Raw genomic sequence first — 19703 nt, forward strand, 5'->3', positions numbered from 1 at the left:
CGGATGAAAGTTGATCATCTTCGGCATGAACGTCCGCCCCTGCAGAGATGTCTCACGGGTTAAATGCGGAGGCCGCTCCCTCTCTTTCGCCGATGTGACGGGCGCCACCGTTCCCGGTCTTTGCCGGAATGGGGTTGATCTTCATTGGTGCCGCCTGTCCGACATTCAAACGGAGGTGTGGGTTCCTCTCTTGATGCGACGTGACGAAATGGTTCGTCCGATTCGGTACGCATGACGGGAGAGGAGGGTATTCGGATGTATCTCTCACGCTTCCTTCCGCCCAATTGCCAGTCAACTCCGCGCAAAAATTAGTCAGTTGACGCCCCCTCGGGGTGCGGCTTTCCTGTGCTGAGTTTTCTTCGGCGCCGCCGTCACGAGCCCCGACCGGGTCCTTCGTGCGGCGCCCGGGCCGACGGACCAGGGAAATGGCGGGGTGGGGCATACCGATGGGCATCAGCACACGACACAGACCGAGAATGCGCACGACGGTGGCGGGGGCACTGTCGGGACTGCTGCTCGGCGGACTTCCCGTCCTGCCGCTGGCTCCCGCCGCCGCGGCGCCGAGCCAGGCTGCCTCCGCAGCGTCCGCTGCAACGCAGGCGTCCGCGCAGGCGGTGGCCACCGGGAAGCCGGTCGAGGTGGTCTCCGAGCGCACCGAGTACTCGACCACGTACGCCAATCCGGACGGCAGCACCTTCAACCTCAAGCAGTCGGCCGTCCCTGTCCGGGTGGCACAGCCCGGTGGCGCCTGGGCGACGCCCGACGCCACCCTGACCCGCCGTGAAGACCACCGGATCGCCCCGAAGGCGGCTGTCGCCGGTGTGTCGTTCTCCGACGGCGGCGACGGCACGGACCTGGTGAGCATCACCGAGGACGGCCACACCCTGACGGCGGGCTGGCCCGGTTCACTGCCCACTCCCACGCTGGACGGCGACTCGGCCGTCTACGCGAACGTCCTGCCGGACGTGGACCTGCGGATGACGGCGACCACCGAGGGCTATCGCGAAGTACTCGTGGTCAAGACGGCTCAGGCCGCCGCGAACCCGGCACTGACCGCGCTGCATCTGCCGGTGCGGGCAGACGGCCTGGTGCTGAGGGAGGGCGCGGGCCAGTCCTTGCAGGCGGTGGACGACAACGGCACCACCGTCTTCCGGGCCCCGACGGCCCGCCAGTGGGACTCCACGGGCCATGACGGCACCACCGCCCCCGCCGCTCAGACCAAGCCCTCGGGCTCCTCCTCGGCCAAGACGGCCTCGGCTCCGTCCACGAACGCTGCGGGGCAGACCGGCGACAGCCAGGCGGCCGGCTCCGCGGCCGAGGGCGACGAGTCGGGTGTCACCGACCCGGCTGAGGGCCCCGGCGACGGTGCCACCGCTGTTCCGCTGGACATGTCGCTCACCCAGAGCGCCATCACCGTCGTCCCCGACGCCGGTGAGCTCAAGGACGAGGACACCGTCTACCCGCTCTACATCGACCCGGACGTCTCCTGGTCGGAGTCCGAGCGCACGGTGCTCTCCTCCGACGGCGACACCTTCTACAACTTCTCCGGTGGCGACGAGGGCAAGGGGGTGGGCCTGTGCTCGATCTACTACACCGGCGGCTTCGGCTACCCCTGTACCACCGGAACCCCGTACAAGCAGCGCATGTACTTCGAGTTCGCGCCGTCCGCGCTCAAGGGCAAGCGGGTGCTCGACGCCACCTTCCGGGTGACCGAGCGCTGGTCGATGTCCTGCACGGCGACCGTGGTGCAGCTGGTGCGCACCGGTGACATCTCCTCCTCCACCCGCTGGCCCGGCCCCACCGCCAACTGGGACGTGATGGGCGACCGTACGGTCTCGGCGGGCCGTGGCTCCGACTGCTCCCCGAGCCAGCCCGCGAAGCCGATCGAGTTCAACGACGACCCCAGCCAGTCGTACGAGAACCTGACCAAGACGGTGCAGTCCTTCGCAGCCGGTGACATGTCCCGGCTGACCCTGATGATCAAGGCCGGTGACGAGGGCGACCCCAACGGCTGGAAGCGCTTCGACGACGACGCGGTCCTCGACGTCAACTACGTCGGTGTCCCGGCGCCGCCCACCGGTCCCGGCGTCCTCTCCGGCAGCGGCACAACCTGTGAGACCGCCGAGTCGGACCCGGCGATCATCTCCGACCCGACCCCCGACTTCCTCACCACCGTCCAGACGGAGTCCGGCGGCGAGAGCGGTGCGACCCTGCGCGCCCACTTCGTGGTGCAGAAGAAGAACTCCGACGGCAGCTGGACCACCGCCACCGAACCGGTGCGCCCCTCAAGCGGGTTCGTCACCGACAACGCCAAGGTACAGGTGACCTCGCCGGTGACCTTCGCGGACGGGACCCTGGCCCGGATGTCGTCGTGGACCCGGTCGTACTGGAGCGGTGACGACCACATGATCGAGTCGACGCACAGCTCGGTGACGACCAAGGGCTGGTGCTACTTCAAGGTCGACACCACCGCCCCGAAGGCGCCTACGGTCACCACCGACGGGACGTACAGCCTGTGCACGGCCAACGCCTGTGCCGCCGGCGGCGGACCGGGCCAGGGCGGCAACTTCTACTTCAAACCCGCCACGGGTGACACCAACATCGCCGGTTACGAGTACCGGCTGCCGACGTGGCCCACCTGGCACTCCGTCACGGGCTCGGCGCCCACGAAGCTGATCACTCCGGAGCTGCCCGGCACGCAGACCCTCCAGGTCCGTGCCAAGGACAACGTCGGCTCCGGGCGCCCCGGCGCGACCACCAGCTTCCTGTTCAAGGTCGCGGAGGGCGAAGGAGCCTCCGGACGCTGGCACTTCGACGACGCGGCGCCCGGCTCCGGAGTGGTCACGGCCGCCGACTCCGCCACCACGGCCGGCACCCGCCACCCCCTGATCTTCCACACCGCCGGCGCGGGCTTTTCCAGCCTGGCACGCCGTGGCGAGCAGGACCGGTCCTTCTGGCTGGACTCCAACGTGACCGCCAACCAGACCGCCTGGGCCGACACCACGTCACCCGCGATCAACACTCAGGCCTCCTTCTCCGTTTCGACCTGGGCCTATCTGACGGAGGACACCGACTTCCACTGCATCGCCTCCCAGCAGAACTCGGACAACACCGGCTGGTCGCTGTACTACTCCTCGGGCGTCCAGCGCTGGGTGTTCCTGTGGTCCTGGTACGAGAACGGCGCGCGGAAGTACATCGGCGCCAACGCCTCGGCCCAGGGCGTACCCCTGAAGGCATGGACGCACGTCGGCGGGGTCTACAACGCCACCGACCGCACCATCACCCTCTACGTCAACGGCCGCCCGCAGGGCGCACCGGCGGCGTTGGGGACCTCGGGCAAGCCGACCACCAGCGACGGTGCCCTCCAGATCGGACGAGCGGGTTACAGCGGCGGGTTCAACAACTACTGGCGCGGGCGCATCGACGAAGTTGCGGTGTTCCAGCGGGCCCTGTCCGACAGCGAGATGGCGCAAGAGGCCGGCCTGATCGACCCGGACACCGGAAGCACAGCTGTGGAACTGGTCGGCGCGTGGGACCCGGACGGCGCCACAGGAAGCACCCTTGCCGACTCGGTCAGCGGCTACAGCCGGACCATGGCCCTCAGCGGCGGCGCCACACTCGACGGCGAGGCCGTCTCACTGGACGGCGTCGACGACGCGGCCACCGTATCCGGCCCCGTCGTGGACGACACCGGCTCCTTCACCGTCACCACCGAGGTGGAACTCGACGGCGCCGCCCTGGCGGGCAAGAGCGCCGGATACAGCGGACAGGTCGTCGGCCAGCGCACGGCCGACGGGTCCGCCTGGGGCCTGTGGTTCAACCAGACCGGTACCGAACAGGTCCCGCAGGACGACGGAACCCTCAAGGACGTACCCGTCGGGTACTGGCGCTTCGGACGCCTCGCGGCCGACGGCAGGACCTACACCGCCGTCAGCTCCGAAAGCACCGCCCTGACCGACGAACGCGTCCGGCTGACCGGCGCCTACAACGCCCAGGACGGGACGATCAGCCTGTATCTCGACGCCACACCCAACGACGTGCCGACCGCCTTCACCGCGGTCGCCGGAAACGGGGACTTCTCCGCCGGCCGGGCCTACGTCAACAAGGCGTGGGGCAACTACCTGCCCGAGAAGATCAGCGATCTGCGGATCTGGGTCGGGGCACCTGCCAACGACATGCAGGTGGAGAACATGATCGGCGGCTAGCCGCCGACGGGGCCCGGCCGCGAGGGCCGGGCCCCGACCAACCACCGGGCCGGGCCGCGTCGCGCCGCGACCCGGCCCTCCGGCGTCCCGCGGACTCGACGTCCAGCGGACCCGGCGTCCTCATGCAACATCCGTGCACGAACGCCAAGGGGTGGGACCACACCATGCTCTTCCGTCCGCGAAGACGACGGAACGGCCGCCCGGCCACCGTCAGCCGCACGCTTCGCCTGACCGTAGGCTCACTCGTTCTCGCTCTGAGCGTGCCGATCGGCCTGGCCCCGGTCGCCCAGGCCGCCGACGCGCTCGGCAGACCCGGCACACCGAAGACCCGTAGCGCCAAGATGATCCCCGCCGACCCCGCCACGGCGAAGGCGGCCCGGGACCGCCTGGCCAAGGCCCAGGCGGAGAACCGCGCGCAGGGCGCCAAGGCACTGGCCGCGCAGCACGCCACCTGGCCCGCCGCCGCCCGCGCCGAACTCGTCCGCGGCAAGCGCGCCGAGGTGGGCGGCCTGCCCGTCACCCTCACCGCGCCCGCGGCACGGTCGGCCACGTCCGCGACCGCGGCGACCGTACAGGTGCTGGGCCGCAAGGAGGCGACCGCCGCCGGGATCAAGGGCGTTCTGCTGTCGCTGACCTCACAGCAGGCCGGTACCACCGGACTTGACGTGGACTACTCGTCGTTCGCCTCGGCCTACGGCGGCGACTGGGCGGGCCGGCTGCGCCTGGTGCAGCTGCCCGCGTGTGCGCTGACCACGCCGGAGAAGGCGTCCTGTCGCGTTGAGACACCGCTGGCCGGCACGCACAACGACGTGAGCGAGCAGACCGTGTCCGCGCAGGTGGCGGTGTCGGCCCGCGCGGCGGCGGCACCGGCCACCGCCGTGGTGGCGCTCACCGCGGGCGCCGGCGAGTCGGCGTCCGGGTCGGGCGCCTACACCGCCACCCCGCTGAGCGCGTCGTCGTCCTGGCAGGCCGGCGGCTCCGCGGGGTCCTTCACCTGGTCGTACCCCATGACCCCGCCCGCTCCGGCGGCCGGCCCCACCCCGTCGGTCACGCTGTCCTACGACTCCGGTTCCATCGACGGCCGCACCGCCAACACCAACAACCAGGGCAGCGTCGTCGGTGAGGGATTCGACCTGTCGTCCTCCTCGTACGTGGAGCGCTCGTACGGCTCCTGCGACGACGACGGCCAGGACGACAAGTACGACATGTGCTGGAAGTACGACAACGCCTCCCTCGTGCTCAACGGCAAGTCCACCACCCTGGTGAAGGACGACACCACCGGCACCTGGCGGCTGAAGGACGACGACGCCTCCACCGTCACCCACGGCACCGGCGCCGACAACGGCGACGACGACGGCGAATACTGGACGGTGACCACAGGCAACGGCACCAAGTACGTCTTCGGCCAGAACAAGCTGGACGGCGCGGGCACCGAGCGCACCAACTCCACCTGGACCGTGCCCGTCTTCGGTGACGACTCCGGTGAGCCGGGCTACAGCAAGGGCACCGCATTCGCCGACCGCGCGGTGACGCAGGCGTGGCGGTGGAACCTCGACTATGTCGAGGACCTGCACGGCAACGCGATGTCGTACTGGTACACCGCCGAGACCAACTCCTACGCCAAGAACAAGGCGGACACCGCCACCGCCACCTACACCCGCGGCGGCTACCTGACCAAGATCCTCTACGGTCAGCGCAAGGACGCCCTGTTCTCCGGCACCGCCTCGCACAAGGTGACCTTCGACTACACCGAGCGCTGCACCGCCTCGGACTGCTCGGACCTCAAGGAATCCACCGCCGACAACTGGCCCGACGTGCCCTTCGACACCATCTGCAAGAGCGGTGACGACTGCGACGCCGAGAGCCCCTCCTTCTTCACCCGCAAGCGGCTGACGGGCATCAACTCCTTCTCCTGGGACGCGGCCGCCAACACCTACGACGCCGTCGACTCCTGGGATCTCGCCCAGCACTTCTTCGACGGCGGCGACCTGGGGGACACCTCCGACCAGGTCCTGGTGCTCGACTCGATCAAGCACACCGGCAAGTCGGGCGCCGCGATCGCCCTGCCGCCGGTGACGTTCACCTACGACAAGCGACCCAACCGGGTCGACGGCACCGACGACATCGTGCCGCTCTACCGACCCCGCATCCGCACCCTCATCTCGGAGACCGGTGCGGTGACCACCGTGACCCTCTCCGACCCGGAGTGCGTGCGCGGCAACACCCCTGACGAGGACGACGACCACACCTCGTGCTACCCGGTGTACTGGCACATCAACGGCGCCGAGGAAGCCGGCCTCGACTGGTTCCACAAGTACCGCGTCCTCGCGGTGACCAGCACCGACCCCACCGGCAAGAACGCCACGACCGAGACCGACTACACCTACGCCGACCCCGCCTGGCACTACGACGAGAACCCGCTGACGCCGCAGGCCGAGCGAACCTGGTCGCAGTGGCGCGGCTACGGCAAGGTCACCACCGTCAAGGGCACGGACGCCACCAAGTCCAAGACGGTGACCCTCTACATGCAGGGCATGGACGGGGACCGGGTACAGGGCTCGGACGGCAAGCTGGACCCCACCGCCCGCAAGGACGTCAGCGTGAACGCACTCGCCGTCCCCGGACTGACCATCGCGGACCAGACCGACAGTGAGCAGTACACCGGCTTCACCCGGCAGCAGGTGACCTACGACGGCAGCCAGGCCATCGCGGTGACCGTCAACGACCCGTGGTCGAAGAGGACCGCCACCCAGCACGAGTCCTACGCGGACACCGAGGCGTACTTCGTCCGCACGGCCGGGACCGCCACATCGACCTATCTGACGGTCAAGGACTCCTGGCGCACGCACACCACCTCCACCACCTTCGACTCCTACGGCATGAAGGCCACCGAGGAGGACGCCGGCGACGTCGCCAAGAGCGGCGACGAGACCTGCACCCGCACCTGGTACGCCCGCAACGCCGCCAAGGGCATCTCCGACCTCGTCTCCCGCAGCCGCACCGTCTCCCGCACCTGCGCCACCGGCGAGGACCAGCTCGACCTGCCCGCCGAGGTCGCCGACCGCGGAGACGTGCTCTCCGACAAGGCCACCGTCTTCGACAACACCGCCGCCACCACCTGGACCGCGAACCAGACGCCCACCCTGGGCGACGCCTCCTGGACCGGACGGGCAGCCGCCTACCCCGCGACCTCCAGCGCAGGGGAGCGCAACCCCACCACCTGGCAGACCACGGCCAAGACCGTCCACGACACCCTCGGCCGCCCCACCACCGTCACCGACGCCGCCGGCAACGCCACCACCACGGCCTACACACCCGCCTCCGGCGGCCCGCTGACCATGGCCATCACGACCAACGCGGCCACCCAGAAGACGTTCACCTACTACGACCCGGCGCGCGGCAACGTCATGCGCTCGTTCGACATCAACAACAAGCAGACCCAGTACACCTACGACGCCCTCGGCCGGGTCACGGCCCTGTGGCTGCCCAACCGCACCAGTGACCTGCCCGCCAGCTACGTCTTCGGCTACAGCGTCAGCAACACCGCCGCGTCCTGGACCTCCACGGGCGCCATCAAGGCGGACGGCGACACCTACGAGACGGCCTACTCCATCTACGACGCCCAACTGCGGCCCATCCAGACCCAGAAGCGCAGCGCCGAGGGCGGCCGGATCCTGACCGACACCCGATACGACAGCCGCGGCCTGGCCTACGAGACCTACGCCGACGTCTACGACAGCAAGAACGCGCCCTCGGGCACCTACAGCCGCGCCGAGTACGGAGGCACCGCCAAGCAGACCTCGGTCACCTTCGACGGGGCCGAACGCCCGGAGACCAGCACCCTCTACACCTACGGTGTCAAACGCTGGTCCACGACCACCAGTTACACCGGCGACTCCACGGCCACCTCCGGCGTGCAGGGCGCTTCGGCGAAGCGCACGATCACCGACGCGCTCGGCCGCACGGTCGAGACCCGCCAGTACGCCTCCCCGTCCCCCGACGACGCGGCCTACGGCGGCGGCACCGGCACCCTCTACACCTCGACGAAGTTCGCGTACACCCTGGACGACAAGCAGGCGAAGGTCACCGGCCCGGACAACAGCTCCTGGACCTGGGTCTACGACCTGTTCGGCCGTCAGGTCAAAAGCACCGACCCGGACAAGGGCACCGAGACCACCGGCTACGACAGCCGGGACCTGCCCTCGTGGACCAAGGACGGCGCCGGCCGGGTGGTCATCACCGCCTACGACAAGCTGCGCCGCCCCACCGCCACCTACAAGGCGGCCACCGACGCCGACCTGACCTCCACCACCGAGGAACAGATCCCGGCCAACCAGCTCACCGCCCTCACCTACGACGCCACCGGCTACAAGGGTCAGCTGGCCACGTCGACCCGCTACACCAACGGCGCCACCGACACCGCCCACGCCTACACGCGCAAGGTCACCAGCTACGACAGCCTTTACCACGCGCTGGACTCCACTCTGACGCTGCCCGCCGACGATCCGCTGGTGACCTCCGGTGCCGTACCGTCCGCGACACTGTCCTTCAGCGCCCACTACGACATCACCGGCGCCCAGGACCAGGACGTCCAGCCCGCGGTCGCCGGACTGCCCAAGGAGATCATCGACACCGGCTACAACGACTACGGCCTCCCCACCACCCTCAGCGGCACCCAGAGCTACGTCCTCGCAAGCGACTTCACCGCCACGGACAAGGTCCAGCAGCTGACCCTCGGCGTCTCCGACGCCGCCGGAGTCAAGAAGGCCTACCTGACCAACACCTGGGACGAGGGCACGGACCGCCTGACCCAGTCCGTGGTCACCGACGACACCCACCCCTGGCAACTCCAGCAGCTCAACTACGCGTACGACCAGGCGGGCAACGTCACCTCGCTCACCGACCCCACCGCCCTGGGCGGTACGAGCACCGACGACAACCAGTGCTTCGCCTACGACGGCTACCAGCGTCTGACCGAGGCCTGGACACCCAAGACGGCGGACTGCGCCGCCTCCGGCCGCACCGCCGCCAACCTCGGCGGTCCCGCCCCCTACTGGAACAGCTACACCTACGACAGCGCCGGGCAGCGCGCCACCGAGACCAACCACAGCACCTCCGGCAGCACCACCTCACGCACGTACTGCTACAACAACACCGCCCAGCCGCACATCCTGACCGCCACTCCTTCCGGAACCGCCGCCGGTGCCTGCACCGGGGTCACCGCCGCCTACGGCTACGACGCCGCCGGTGACACCACCACGCGCCCCGACGGAACGGCGACCCAAGCCTTGACCTGGGACAGCGAGGGCCGGCTCGGCAGCCTGAAGGAGACGGCCGGCTCCGCCACCAGCACGACCGGATACGTCTACGACACCGACGGCAGCCTCCTCGTCCGCCGCAACACCGGCGGAGAGACCGTCCTCTACCTCGGTGCCACCGAGGTCCACTACAACACCACGACTGGCAAGAAGTGGGCCCAGCGCACCTACACCCTCGGCGGCACCGCGGTGGCGGTGCGCACCAACCAAAGCGGCACCTCCACCCTCACCTGGCTCGCCGCCGACCGGCACAACACCGCGAGCCTCGCCCTCGCCGCCACCGACCAGGCCATCACCAAGCGCTACACCACCCCCTTCGGCGCCGACCGCGGCACCGCGGTGACCAACTGGCCCGACGACAAGAAGTTCCTCGGCAAGCCCGCCGACCCCGCCACCGGCCTCACCCACGTCGGCGCCCGCGAATACGATCCGCTGCTCGGCCAGTTCCTCAGCGTCGACCCCCTGCTGGACACCTCCGACGCCCAGTCGCTGAACGGATACGCCTACGCCGACAACAGCCCGTTGATGGGCTGGGATCCGACGGGCGAGGACAACTGGTGGGCCGACCCCACCATGAACAAGCCCGTGGACAAGGGCGGGACGCCCATCAGCCAGGACCTCGCCAACGAGCAGGGATTCGGCTCCCTGTGCAACCCGCACAACTGCTCAGGCTTCGACCCGAAGAAGATGCCGGCCGGCGGCCCGGCCTACGAGTACCCCCCGGTCCAGGCCGAGGACGCCAACCGTCCGGGGTGGGGCACCCTGAAGACGGACGCGCACGACAAGAGCGTGTTCTTCCTGGCCGGCTCCATGGCCCTGTCCTACGTCGCGATGAGAGGGTGGCAGCGCGGCTTCGACCTCATGGAACACTGGATGGAGAACGGCGGCGAGACGGTCGAGGTCAGCGTCGCGGACATGATGAACAGCCCCTCCTACATGCGGAAAGAGGTCGGTCAGCAGATCAAGCCGGGTCATTTCGACAGCGGTTGGCACGGCAGCAGCGTCGCCAGGGGGCGTGAGCACGGAATGAACAAAGGCGCCGACGCCGACGACTACTACTTCGCGCTCAACGGCTACCAGTACCGGGTGCGCGGAGACACGGTCATGAAGAGGGGCCAGCTCACGGGTACCGTCACCGTGGATGTCTACAAGCGGTACAACTGGGGGAACATCGGAGGCGGCAAGCCTCGGGGCGACCTCGGTGTGGGGCCCTTCAAGCCGCTGCGGCAGAACGACATGGCTCATCTGAACTCGGTCGGGCTGGCTCATGACTTCGACGTCGTCGGCCACCAGACGTTCAACGTCGGCTAGGAGAAATCGTGTTCCACCGCCTGACCCGGATGTCGGCGTTGTTCGTCGGTGCGCTGCTGGCCGGGGGTCTTGCCGCCTGTGATCCGGACGGCCTGCACTCCGCCGAGCGCGCCGGGCCGTTCCCGCACGAGTCTCCGTCGGACGCCGCCGACGTCAGCCTCGACCAGGCCCTGTCCGACTACGGTGTCCGCCTGCCCAAGGGGGCCGAGGACATCGCTTACGGTGCCCTCAAGGCTTTGGACGGATACCCGTTCAACGTCCAGTTCTCCATGCCGTGCGACGGTGTACCGGCGTTCGTCCAGGACAACCGGCTCGCCTCCGCGGGGAAGAAGACCCCCGACGAAGTACTGACAGACGTCGTCGACGCGGGGTTCACGCCGGATTCCGGCCCGGCCTACACCCGCGCGAAGGGAACGAAGCTGCCCAAGGTCGTTGGAGCGGTCTTCGAACGATCGGGGACGTGCAGGATGTTCCTCGGCGCCTGAACCGATCGGAAGTCCGTCGCATCACCGGCGCCACCCCGGGCCGGGCAGGTGACGGCCTGGCGAAGGGCACTCGCCGAAGCAGGGCCGGAAGCCGGTACCTCCCTACAAGGAGGTGCCGGCTTCCGGCCTGTCGTCCGGCTCCTGGGTCTAGGCCTTACACGCAAGGAGCTGGATCTCCTGGAACTGCCGCCGGTCGGTGGGCTTGGGCTCGATCACCAAGCGGGCCGACTGTGCCAACCCGTGATCGGCCAGAAGCTCCGCGAAGCGGTCGGGGGACCAGCGGTAGGCCGTCACCACCGTGTGGTCATAGGCCTGCGTCTCCTCGTGGGGGCCGTCGGTGGCGGGGAAGTCGATCAGCAGGTGCCCGCCGGGAGCCAGGACCCGGGCGATCTCGGCCAGGATGGCGGGCAGGTCCAGCGGCGGGGTGTGGATGACGGACCACCGAGAGAGCACCCCGCCCAGCGCACCGTCCTCGATGTTCAGCGCGGCCATCGAGCCGACCTCGAACCGCAGTCCGGGGTTGGCTTCGCGAGCGAGCTCGACCATCACGGGGGAGGCGTCGACGCCGAAAGCGTGCAAGCCCAGTCCGTGGAGGTGAGCCGTCAGGTGACCCGGTCCGCAGCCGAGGTCGGCAGCTCTGCCGTCGCCGACCGTCCGCACCAGCTCCGCGAAGGCGCTCAGGAGGGCGCGCTCCAGAAGGCGGTCGTGCAGGGGGTCGTGGAACAGCTCGGCGTAGGTGGGGGCGATGGCGTCGTAGGCCTTGCGGGTGGTGTGCAAGGTGTCGAGTTCGGTCACCCGGAGACGGTAGCGGCAGGAGAGGCCCTGCGTTTCAAGAACACCTGCCGAGCGGCTGTGTGACCGATCATGTGCGGGAGCCGGCTGCCGAGTGAAATTGGGTCAGGTGGGACAAGGGGCAAGGTCTCCTGGGGCGAGACACTCGCCGAGCAGGGGCAATACCCGTTGAGCCGCCCACCCTTGTGTCCTGGCGCGAACAATCGGACCCTTTCCGCCGTCCGCTCGCCCCCGCACCTAAATTACCTTTCGTGCGCTGTCGGGCGGGAGCTAGTGTCTGAGCAGCGAGTGACTCACGAGGAGCGAAGACATGGTCGGTCGTCCGAGCACGCGTTGACGTTTGCGGCCGTCATCGCGTGCCGCCCTTGATGCGCGGCACAGCGAGCCGTCCTTTCCCGCTGTCTGACACGGTCGGTGCACCTGTCGTGCGCCGGCTGGTGGGTTTCGTCTTCGGTCTACCGAGAGGTCCCCTTGCCGTCCCCGTCCTCCGCTGTATCCGATTCCGGTCGACTCGATCCGTCACGCTTGTGGCGGGACGGCGACTTCCGCAGGCTCTGGGTGGGCCAGACTGCCTCCCAACTGGGCGAACACACAAGCCTGGTGATTCTGCCGCTCTTCGCCGTCCTGACGCTCCACGCCGGTGCCGGGCAGTTGGGCGTCCTGCGCGCCGTGGGACAGGCGCCGATCCTGCTGCTGTCGCTCTTCGTCGGCGCATGGGTGGACAGATGGCGGATCCGCACACTGATGGTGCTGGCGGACGCCGGTCGTGCCCTGGCTCTCGGCGCCGCCGCCGTGACCGGTCTCCTTGCTGGACTCGGCCTGCCCGCGCTGCTCGTGCTCGCCTTCGCGGTCGGGGCTCTGTCCGTGTTCTTCGACGTGGCATACCAGGCATCCTTGGTACGGATGGTGGAACGCGATCAGTTGGTGCGAGGGAACAGCGCGCTCGAGGGCAGCCGGTCCGCTGCGCAGATCGGCGGGCCTGCCCTCGGCGGTGTCTTGGTGTCCGTGCTGTCGGCGCCGATCGCTGTCGCATCCAGTGCAGTGTTTTTCGTGCTGTCGTTCCTGTCGATCCGGCGGATCGACCGCCGCGAATCCATCCCGGAACGCTCGGAACGTTCTCCTCGGGTCTGGCGGCGGATCCTAGAGGGCCTCCGCTTTGTCGCCGGCGACGCCTCGCTGCGGACTGTGTGCCTGGCATCAGCCGCCTTCCAGTTCTTCTTCGCGGCTGTGATGACCGTCTATCTGCTGTTCCTGCCACGGGACCTGCACCTGTCGGGCACCGCCGTCGGGCTGGCGCTCGCGGCGACGGGGCCGGGCGCGCTCCTGGGCTCGCTGCTGGCAGCCCGCCTACCAAGTCGCTTCGGATACGGCGCGGTGCTCGTGTCCGCGGCAGCACTCGGCGACGGCGTTTTCCTGTTCGTGCCCGCACTGCACGGCAGCTCCCAGGTGACGGTTCCCGCGCTCCTTACGGTCAACTTCGTCTTCGGAACGTTCAGCCAGCTGGTGAATGTCACCGTCATGGCCGTCCGGCAGACCGTGACTCCGGACACGATGCAAGGCCGCGCGGCCGCGACGATCAACTTTGTCGGGATGGGGCTGACCCCGCTCGGCTCGCTCCTCGGCGGCCTTCTCGCGGAAGCGTGGGGGACGCGGACCAGTCTCCTGGTGACAGCCCTGGGCATGCTGGTGTCGCCGGCGCTGATGACCCTGTCACCACTCGCCCGCCTGGGACGAACTCTGTCGGCTTCGCCGGGAACTGCGGTCCCGTCGGCGTGAGGGTCTTTGCCGCCCCTACGACGACGAGGCGCGGACCACGCAACCATGGGGGCATCTCCACCATGACGACGTTCGATCCGGCCCCAGCCGCCCGCCACCACCCGACCGGCAACAACACCCCCGACCCGAACCCGCTCCGACTCAGGCCCTGCCGCATTGGCCCCGCCGTTCCGCTCGCCCGTCTCAGGTGATGTTGATGTTGACGTTCCAGCCCATCCTCCTCAGGCGCTGCTGAGTCTCCAGCGTCAATTGGTGGTGGATGCCGAGGGTGCGTACGTAGTGCCGCAGGATGTCGACGAGCAGCAGTCCGGCCTCGTGCCGCTGTCCCAGGGTGTACAGCGCGGCCACCAGGTTGCCGCCCACGGCGAGCGTCTGGAGGTCGTCCGGGCCAAGGGCCTGCTGGTAGCCGGTGTACGCGCGGTTGAGCAGCTCGTAACCCCTTTGCTGGTCACCCGCCTTGAACAGCACGGAGCCCAGGAGCGAGGCAGTGTCGAGGGAGTCCGGGTGGCCGGGGCCCAGAACCGCGTCGCGGCCTTCCAGCGTCCGTCCGATGAGGGCGAGCCCCTCTTCCCACTCATCGCCCATCACCAGCGCGGCCCCGAGATTGTGTGCGTAGGCGAGCGTGTCCGGGGCGTCGGCCCCGAAGAGGCGTGCCGAGCGTTCGTGGGCTTCGCGGTGCATGGCCTCCGCTTCGGGCAGCAGCCCACGCTGGTAAAGGGCGTGCCCCAGCGCGTCGTACAGCTCGACCGTCATCGGGTGATCGGAGCCGAGGAGGCGTTCGTAGTCGGTGAGCAGATCCCGCATCACCGGCTCCGCCGCCTCGTACAGCTCGCGGTCGAACAACTGCTGGGCGAGTTCCTGTCGTTCGGCGGTCTCGGGTGGCAGATCCGGAGTGTGCTCGCCGTAGGGATCCCCGTCCGGTGATACGTAGTCCTGCCTGGACTGTGCCGTCCCTCGGTGTTCCGGGTGCATGGTCGATGTTCCTCCCGTCGCGGTGGTGGATCAGATCCCCGAATGCACGAACGGCGCCCAGACACGGGGCGGGTGGCCGGCTCTCCTCAATTCCCGGACCGCTTCGTACAGGGCCTGCGCCGCCTCGCCGGTGTCCAGGGTCCCGTCGGAGGCGAGCGCGTCGTAGAAGCCGGCGGTCACCTCGGCGGCCGTGGTGGCGCCGACCGACCACAGCGTGCCGACGACCTGCCGCCACCCGGTGTAATGGAGGGCACTGGTGACGGCCATGGCCTCGTCGGGGGCCCCGGCTCCACCGAGGGCGGTCTGGCATGCGGAGAGGAAGACGAAATCGCCTTGGGCGAAGTGGTCGGACCGCAGGTCGGCCACGGTCAGCATCGCGTCGTGCAGAACCACCCCACCTTGCGAGGGCCGTGTCAGGTCCTGGCCGCCGTGGCAGCTCAGATGCGCCCAGCGGTGTGTGCGCAGGCCGTCCCGTACGGCCTGGCGGGTCGCGCGTTCGCCACGGAGCACTGTCGATGTGGGGAACGCCGTTCGCAGTACGGCCAGTTCGTCCTCGACCTGAGGCAGGGGGCCGTAGCCGGGGGTCGACGGCAGTCCCACCGCCAGCATTCCGTCCCCCGGCACGGTGGAACGGGCGTCGGCGCGGCTGTCGAGCAGGGCGCGCAGGGTGGGCGTGTACGAGGGCGTGACCCGGTCCTGGACGCATTCCCCGTCCTGAGCGCCGGTATCGGTGTCGGAGTCCGGGAGCCCGGCGGCGTGCAGGGGCAGTAGCGCCAGTAGACCGGTGGGGCACCACCACAGGCGGGGGAGGCGCGTGCCCTCGGGCGGTGAGGTGGTCAATTCCAGTGCCCGCAAGGAGGGTTCGGCGATGTCCCGCCACAGCCATTCCAGCGTACGGGTGAGGATGAGATTGAGCGTGACCTGGGCCAGTGCGTCGCGCGGTCCGGTCTCGTACCGCTGGAGTGCCATCAGGTAGCGCTCGGCCCTGGCCAGAAGCTCCGGATGGTCTACATCGAGCGGGACCGTCCGGGTGGCGGACGTGGTGACGATCAGTGCGTCGGTGCGCCACTGGCTCGACACCACCAGCACGACGGGACCGTCTGTGGCGGCCCGGCGCAGCTCCTCGATGTCTGCCGGGCGGCGGAAGTCCTCGAAGCCGGTCAACGTCCTGATATGGGCGACGAGGTCCTCACGTTCGGCGGCCAGCGTCAGTCGCCGGTCGGCGATCCGGCCCCACCACGGCTGGGAGGCGCCCGCTTCGGGCGTTGTGTTCAACTCCCTCTCGACGACGGTCAGCCGCTCGGCCAGCTCCGCCTCCACGGCCTGCAGGGCGCCCAGTTCCGTACGTGAGTCGAGCAGCTGGGACCACAGGACGCCTCGCCCCTGTTCCAGCAACTCCACCGCCCGATCCGGGTCGCCGGCGGCGATCGCGCAACTCGCGGCCTCCCCGGCCAGTCCGCTCCAGAGGGTGAGCAACTCCTCCTGTGCACGCGTGTCCTGGGCGGGCGTCACCAGCGACGGCAGCACGTCGAGCGCCTGGGCGTACAGCTCGACGGCCGCGGCCCAGGCACCTCGCCGGCACCGTGCCCGCGCCGCGTATGCGGCGGCCGAGGCGCGGGACGACGGCTGTACCGAGGGGTCGCTGACGAGCCCGTCCCACAGAGACAGGGCCCGGTCGTTCTCGGCTACCCCGCCCAGCTCGGCCAGCAGAAAGGCAAGGAGCAGTACCGCATGGGCCCGCTGGGGATGCCGCGGCGGAGTCACCCGTACGGCGCGCTCACCGAGTTCGAGCGCCCGGTCGGCGTCGCCACGCCGGTTGTGCAGGCGGTAGAGGCTGTACGAGAGGGAGCTCAGGCCGCGGAGACGGCCGCCGAGGTCCGGATGGTGCGGGCCGGTCTGCTCGACGGCACGCAGCAGGCACTCGTACGCCTCACTGACGTCCTCGATCTCTGCGGGTTCCAGCACCGCCCCGGACGCCTTCCTGCGCTCCCACTCGAGCTGTGCCGTCTCGTGGACGAGGTCGGTGAGGCCGAAGGGCGTGACCTGCCCGAGTAATCCGAAGTTCCGGGCCATGAGCGCCTCGCCGAGACTTGCGTGATGGGCCGGTGCCCTCGGGTGGCCCGACAGGTCTGCATCCGCCGTCCCGGTGCGGACCGCCTCACGGAACGCCTGGACGGCCCGGTCGAGAAAGGACCGGTCGTGGGTGTACTCGGACGCGGCGAACAACGCCTGCCCGAAGGTGTGCAGGTGATCCGCACGGCGTGCGAGGGCGGCCGTGCCCGCTTCCTCGTCCGGGCCCTCCTTCAAGGCTCTTTCACCCGCAGCGAGAGCGTCGTCCAGGTCGTGGGCGTCGCCGGTCTCCTCGAATCGGCTGAGCAGGGCCTTGCTCAGGCCGGCCAGAGACGCCGCCCGGTCGGGCGATCCGAGCGGCGTGGCGTCGGCACCCTGCGTCAGCAACTCGATGGCTCGGTGCAGCGGGCGTGGGTCCCGGGTGAGGAGATACCGCGAATGGTATGCGCCTCCGAGACGGCTCCTCCGGGTGGCGAGTTCTCTGTCGTTCTCGGGAGTCCGCGCCACCGTGTGCTCCAACTCCTCGATTCCTTGGTCCAGTTCACTCTGGTCGCCGGTCAGTTCATACCGCCCGATGCGCGCACAGGCGTGCCTCACCTCGAACATCGCACGCAAGTGGTGCTCCGGCGGTGTCGTTCGCACAGCGCGGGCACTGAGTCGGACCGACTCGGCCCAGGCGACGGCGTCACCCGTGAGTTCGGCCCGGTACTGGAGCACAGCGCTGAGATTGTCGAGGCGGAGTGGCAGTTTGGGGTCCCATGGCTCGGTGCCGCGCACCGCGTCTCGTGCTGCCCGCTCAGCGCGCTCGAGATCCGCCGGGTCACCGCGCCGGTAGTAGCGCATGTGCAGGGCCAGGCTCAGGTTCGACAGGTCCCCGGCCCAGTACTCATGGTCGGGCGTGTATGCCTCGACCGTGCCGTTGAACAGCTCGATCACCTCGTCGAGCTTGTCCAGGTCCTCGTCGACCTGCACCTCTTTCAGCAGGTGGATCGCCCGACGCCCCCAATGCTCCGGGCCGACGAAGGAAAGGTCGTAGTTCGACGGGTTTCGGGACAGCAGGGCTCGCACCTCGTCGGGCAGCTCGACCGACTCCGCGCCGTCGACCGCCCCGTACAGCACGAGCGCACCCCAAAGGTCATCGATGGGGCTGTCCTGGCCCAGCGCCACCGTGCGCGCCCAGTGCAGCCCGGCCAGTGCGTACACGGCCTCGACGGTGGCTCCCTGCCCGGTCAGGACGGTCCGCCAGATCCGCCCCGCCGGGGCCAGCACACCAGGCCCCGTCACGGCATCCGGGTCGCCGCCGTGCTCCCACCGGCTCACCCGTTGCCGTACCGCCTCCACGGCTTCGTCCAAGTCCACGCAACTGTCCCCCGTAGCGATGCGTCCACAACTACCGTAGGAGATCAGGACCTTTGTGACCACGACAGGAAGGAAAGGCCGCATTGCCTACCGCCGAGGATCGAGCCCTGGCCGGGTGGCTGTGCGCCGTCGCGCCGGAGTTGCGCGCGGGCGCACTCGGCGACGAGGAGGTGCTGGCCTGGATCGACGCGGCGCTCGCCGCGGTACGGAACGGGGAGCCCGCTGCCCCGGTGTGCCGTCGCCTGGGCTATCCGTCCCGGGCGGAACCGGACAAGCACACGGGTGATCTGACCGTTCTCGACGACTTCGGCTTCGATCCGGTGGTCGTCCGGGGCGAGTACCGATGCCCGACGGGACGCTGCTCGCGCAGGTCGCAGGCGGACGAGTCCGGCCGGGAGCCGCGCTGCCAGGTCGACGACGCGCCGATGATCCTGCGTGCGAAGCCCTGACGATGAACACTGTCCTGGCGGAGCTGGGCAAGAAGCTCGCCGACCGCTGGATGGGCGCCCTGCTGCTGCCCGGTCTGCTCTTCGTCGCCACCGCCGTGTGCGGAGTGCTGCTCGGGCAGGGATCGGCACTGGATTCGGCGCACCTCGCCGACGAACTCACACGACTCGGCGAACGGATGACGACCGGTCCGGCGACGACGGCCCTCACGGTCGCCGGAGCCCTGCTGGCCGCCACCGTGTCGGGACTGGTCGTGCAGGGGCTCGCAGCTGCCGTACGGCGAGTGCGGGTCGCCCGCCGCCCGCGGCGCTGGGTGAGATGGCGGCGGGGGAGGGCCCGCGCCGCACGAGAGCGGGACGGCGGCTCCAGCCCGGACCGGTACCTCCCCGCGCGGATCACGGACATCGGGGACCGTTTCCGCCTGGTCGACGAACGGGTGGACGTCCAGTACGGGATTTCGGCGGCCCTGGCGTGGCCCCGGCTGTGGCTCCTCCTGCCGGACAGCGCCCGTCCGCTGATCGGCTCCGCGTACTCCCGCTACCAGAGTTCGTCGGAAACCAGCGCCTGGGGGCTCCTGACCATGTGCCTCGGGCTGTTCTGGTGGCCGGCGCTGCCGGCGGGCGCGATCATGGGCCTCGTCGGCCGGCACAGGGGCCGAGCCTCGGGCGCAGCCCTCGCGGACCTGGTCGAGGCCTCCGTCGACCTCCATCAGCGGCAGCTGGCCGAGGCACTGGGCGTCGCCCTTCCACACGGCCGGATCACCCCCACCGAGGGGCTGCAGATCAACGACATGCTCAACAAGAGGGCGTGAGCGGGGGAGCCGGGTCAGGTGCGGGCGGCCCACAAGATCGCACAGTTCCCGCGGTTGGAGTGGGCGCTGAAGAGAGCCACCTGCGGGGGCGGCCGCCTTGTCCGGATCGACCGCACTCTCATTCACTGAAGCGGGTTTCCTGGCCAGGAGCAGCGGC

9 protein-coding genes are annotated in these 19703 nt (G+C 69.5%); 6 read left to right on the forward strand and 3 right to left on the reverse strand.

The genetic code is table 11. The features are described from left to right. Positions 1-476 precede the first annotated feature (476 nt). From RCR19_RS34095 to RCR19_RS34105, 3 genes are all read left to right on the forward strand, one after another. Complete coding sequence (locus tag RCR19_RS34095; RefSeq protein WP_331268609.1) at positions 477-4205, forward strand: LamG domain-containing protein; 3729 nt, start codon at positions 477-479, stop codon at positions 4203-4205. 260 nt (positions 4206-4465) lie between these two features. Next, the gene (locus tag RCR19_RS34100) at positions 4466-10834 is read left to right on the forward strand and encodes an RHS repeat-associated core domain-containing protein (RefSeq protein ID WP_331268610.1); all 6369 of its coding nucleotides are present in this window, start codon (positions 4466-4468) and stop codon (positions 10832-10834) included. Between the two features lie 8 nt (positions 10835-10842). Beyond that, positions 10843-11319 carry a hypothetical protein gene (locus RCR19_RS34105; protein WP_331268611.1) on the forward strand — a complete coding sequence of 159 codons (477 nt, stop codon included), beginning with the start codon at positions 10843-10845 and terminating at the stop codon, positions 11317-11319. Positions 11320-11466: 147 nt separating this feature from the next. Here RCR19_RS34105 and RCR19_RS34110 read toward each other — a convergent pair whose 3' ends face one another. Next, on the reverse strand, positions 11467-12114 hold the full coding sequence (locus RCR19_RS34110) for a class I SAM-dependent methyltransferase (protein WP_331268612.1): 648 nt from the start codon (positions 12112-12114) through the stop codon (positions 11467-11469). 468 nt (positions 12115-12582) lie between these two features. On the opposite strand from RCR19_RS34110, the gene RCR19_RS34115 reads away from it, so the two are divergent. After that, a complete protein-coding gene (locus RCR19_RS34115; protein ID WP_331268613.1) occupies positions 12583-13887 on the forward strand; it encodes an MFS transporter in 1305 nt (434 codons plus the stop codon). Between the two features lie 183 nt (positions 13888-14070). On the opposite strand, the gene RCR19_RS34120 is transcribed toward RCR19_RS34115, so the two are convergent. Continuing rightward, on the reverse strand, positions 14071-14859 hold the full coding sequence (locus RCR19_RS34120; protein WP_331268614.1) for a tetratricopeptide repeat protein: 789 nt from the start codon (positions 14857-14859) through the stop codon (positions 14071-14073). A 30-nt stretch (positions 14860-14889) separates the two neighbouring features. After that, positions 14890-18288 (reverse strand): CHAT domain-containing protein, encoded by a 3399-nt coding sequence (locus RCR19_RS34125; RefSeq protein WP_331268615.1) that lies wholly within the window; start codon positions 18286-18288, stop codon positions 14890-14892. An 83-nt stretch (positions 18289-18371) separates the two neighbouring features. On the opposite strand from RCR19_RS34125, the gene RCR19_RS34130 reads away from it, so the two are divergent. Next, positions 18372-18737 (forward strand): hypothetical protein, encoded by a 366-nt coding sequence (locus tag RCR19_RS34130; RefSeq protein WP_331268616.1) that lies wholly within the window; start codon positions 18372-18374, stop codon positions 18735-18737. A 2-nt stretch (positions 18738-18739) separates the two neighbouring features. Next, positions 18740-19546 carry a hypothetical protein gene (locus tag RCR19_RS34135; protein WP_331268617.1) on the forward strand — a complete coding sequence of 269 codons (807 nt, stop codon included), beginning with the start codon at positions 18740-18742 and terminating at the stop codon, positions 19544-19546. Positions 19547-19703 lie beyond the last annotated feature (157 nt).

Origin of the sequence: Streptomyces sp. WAC07094, assembly GCF_036320405.1 — a bacterium.
GTDB lineage: Bacteria > Actinomycetota > Actinomycetes > Streptomycetales > Streptomycetaceae > Streptomyces > Streptomyces lannensis.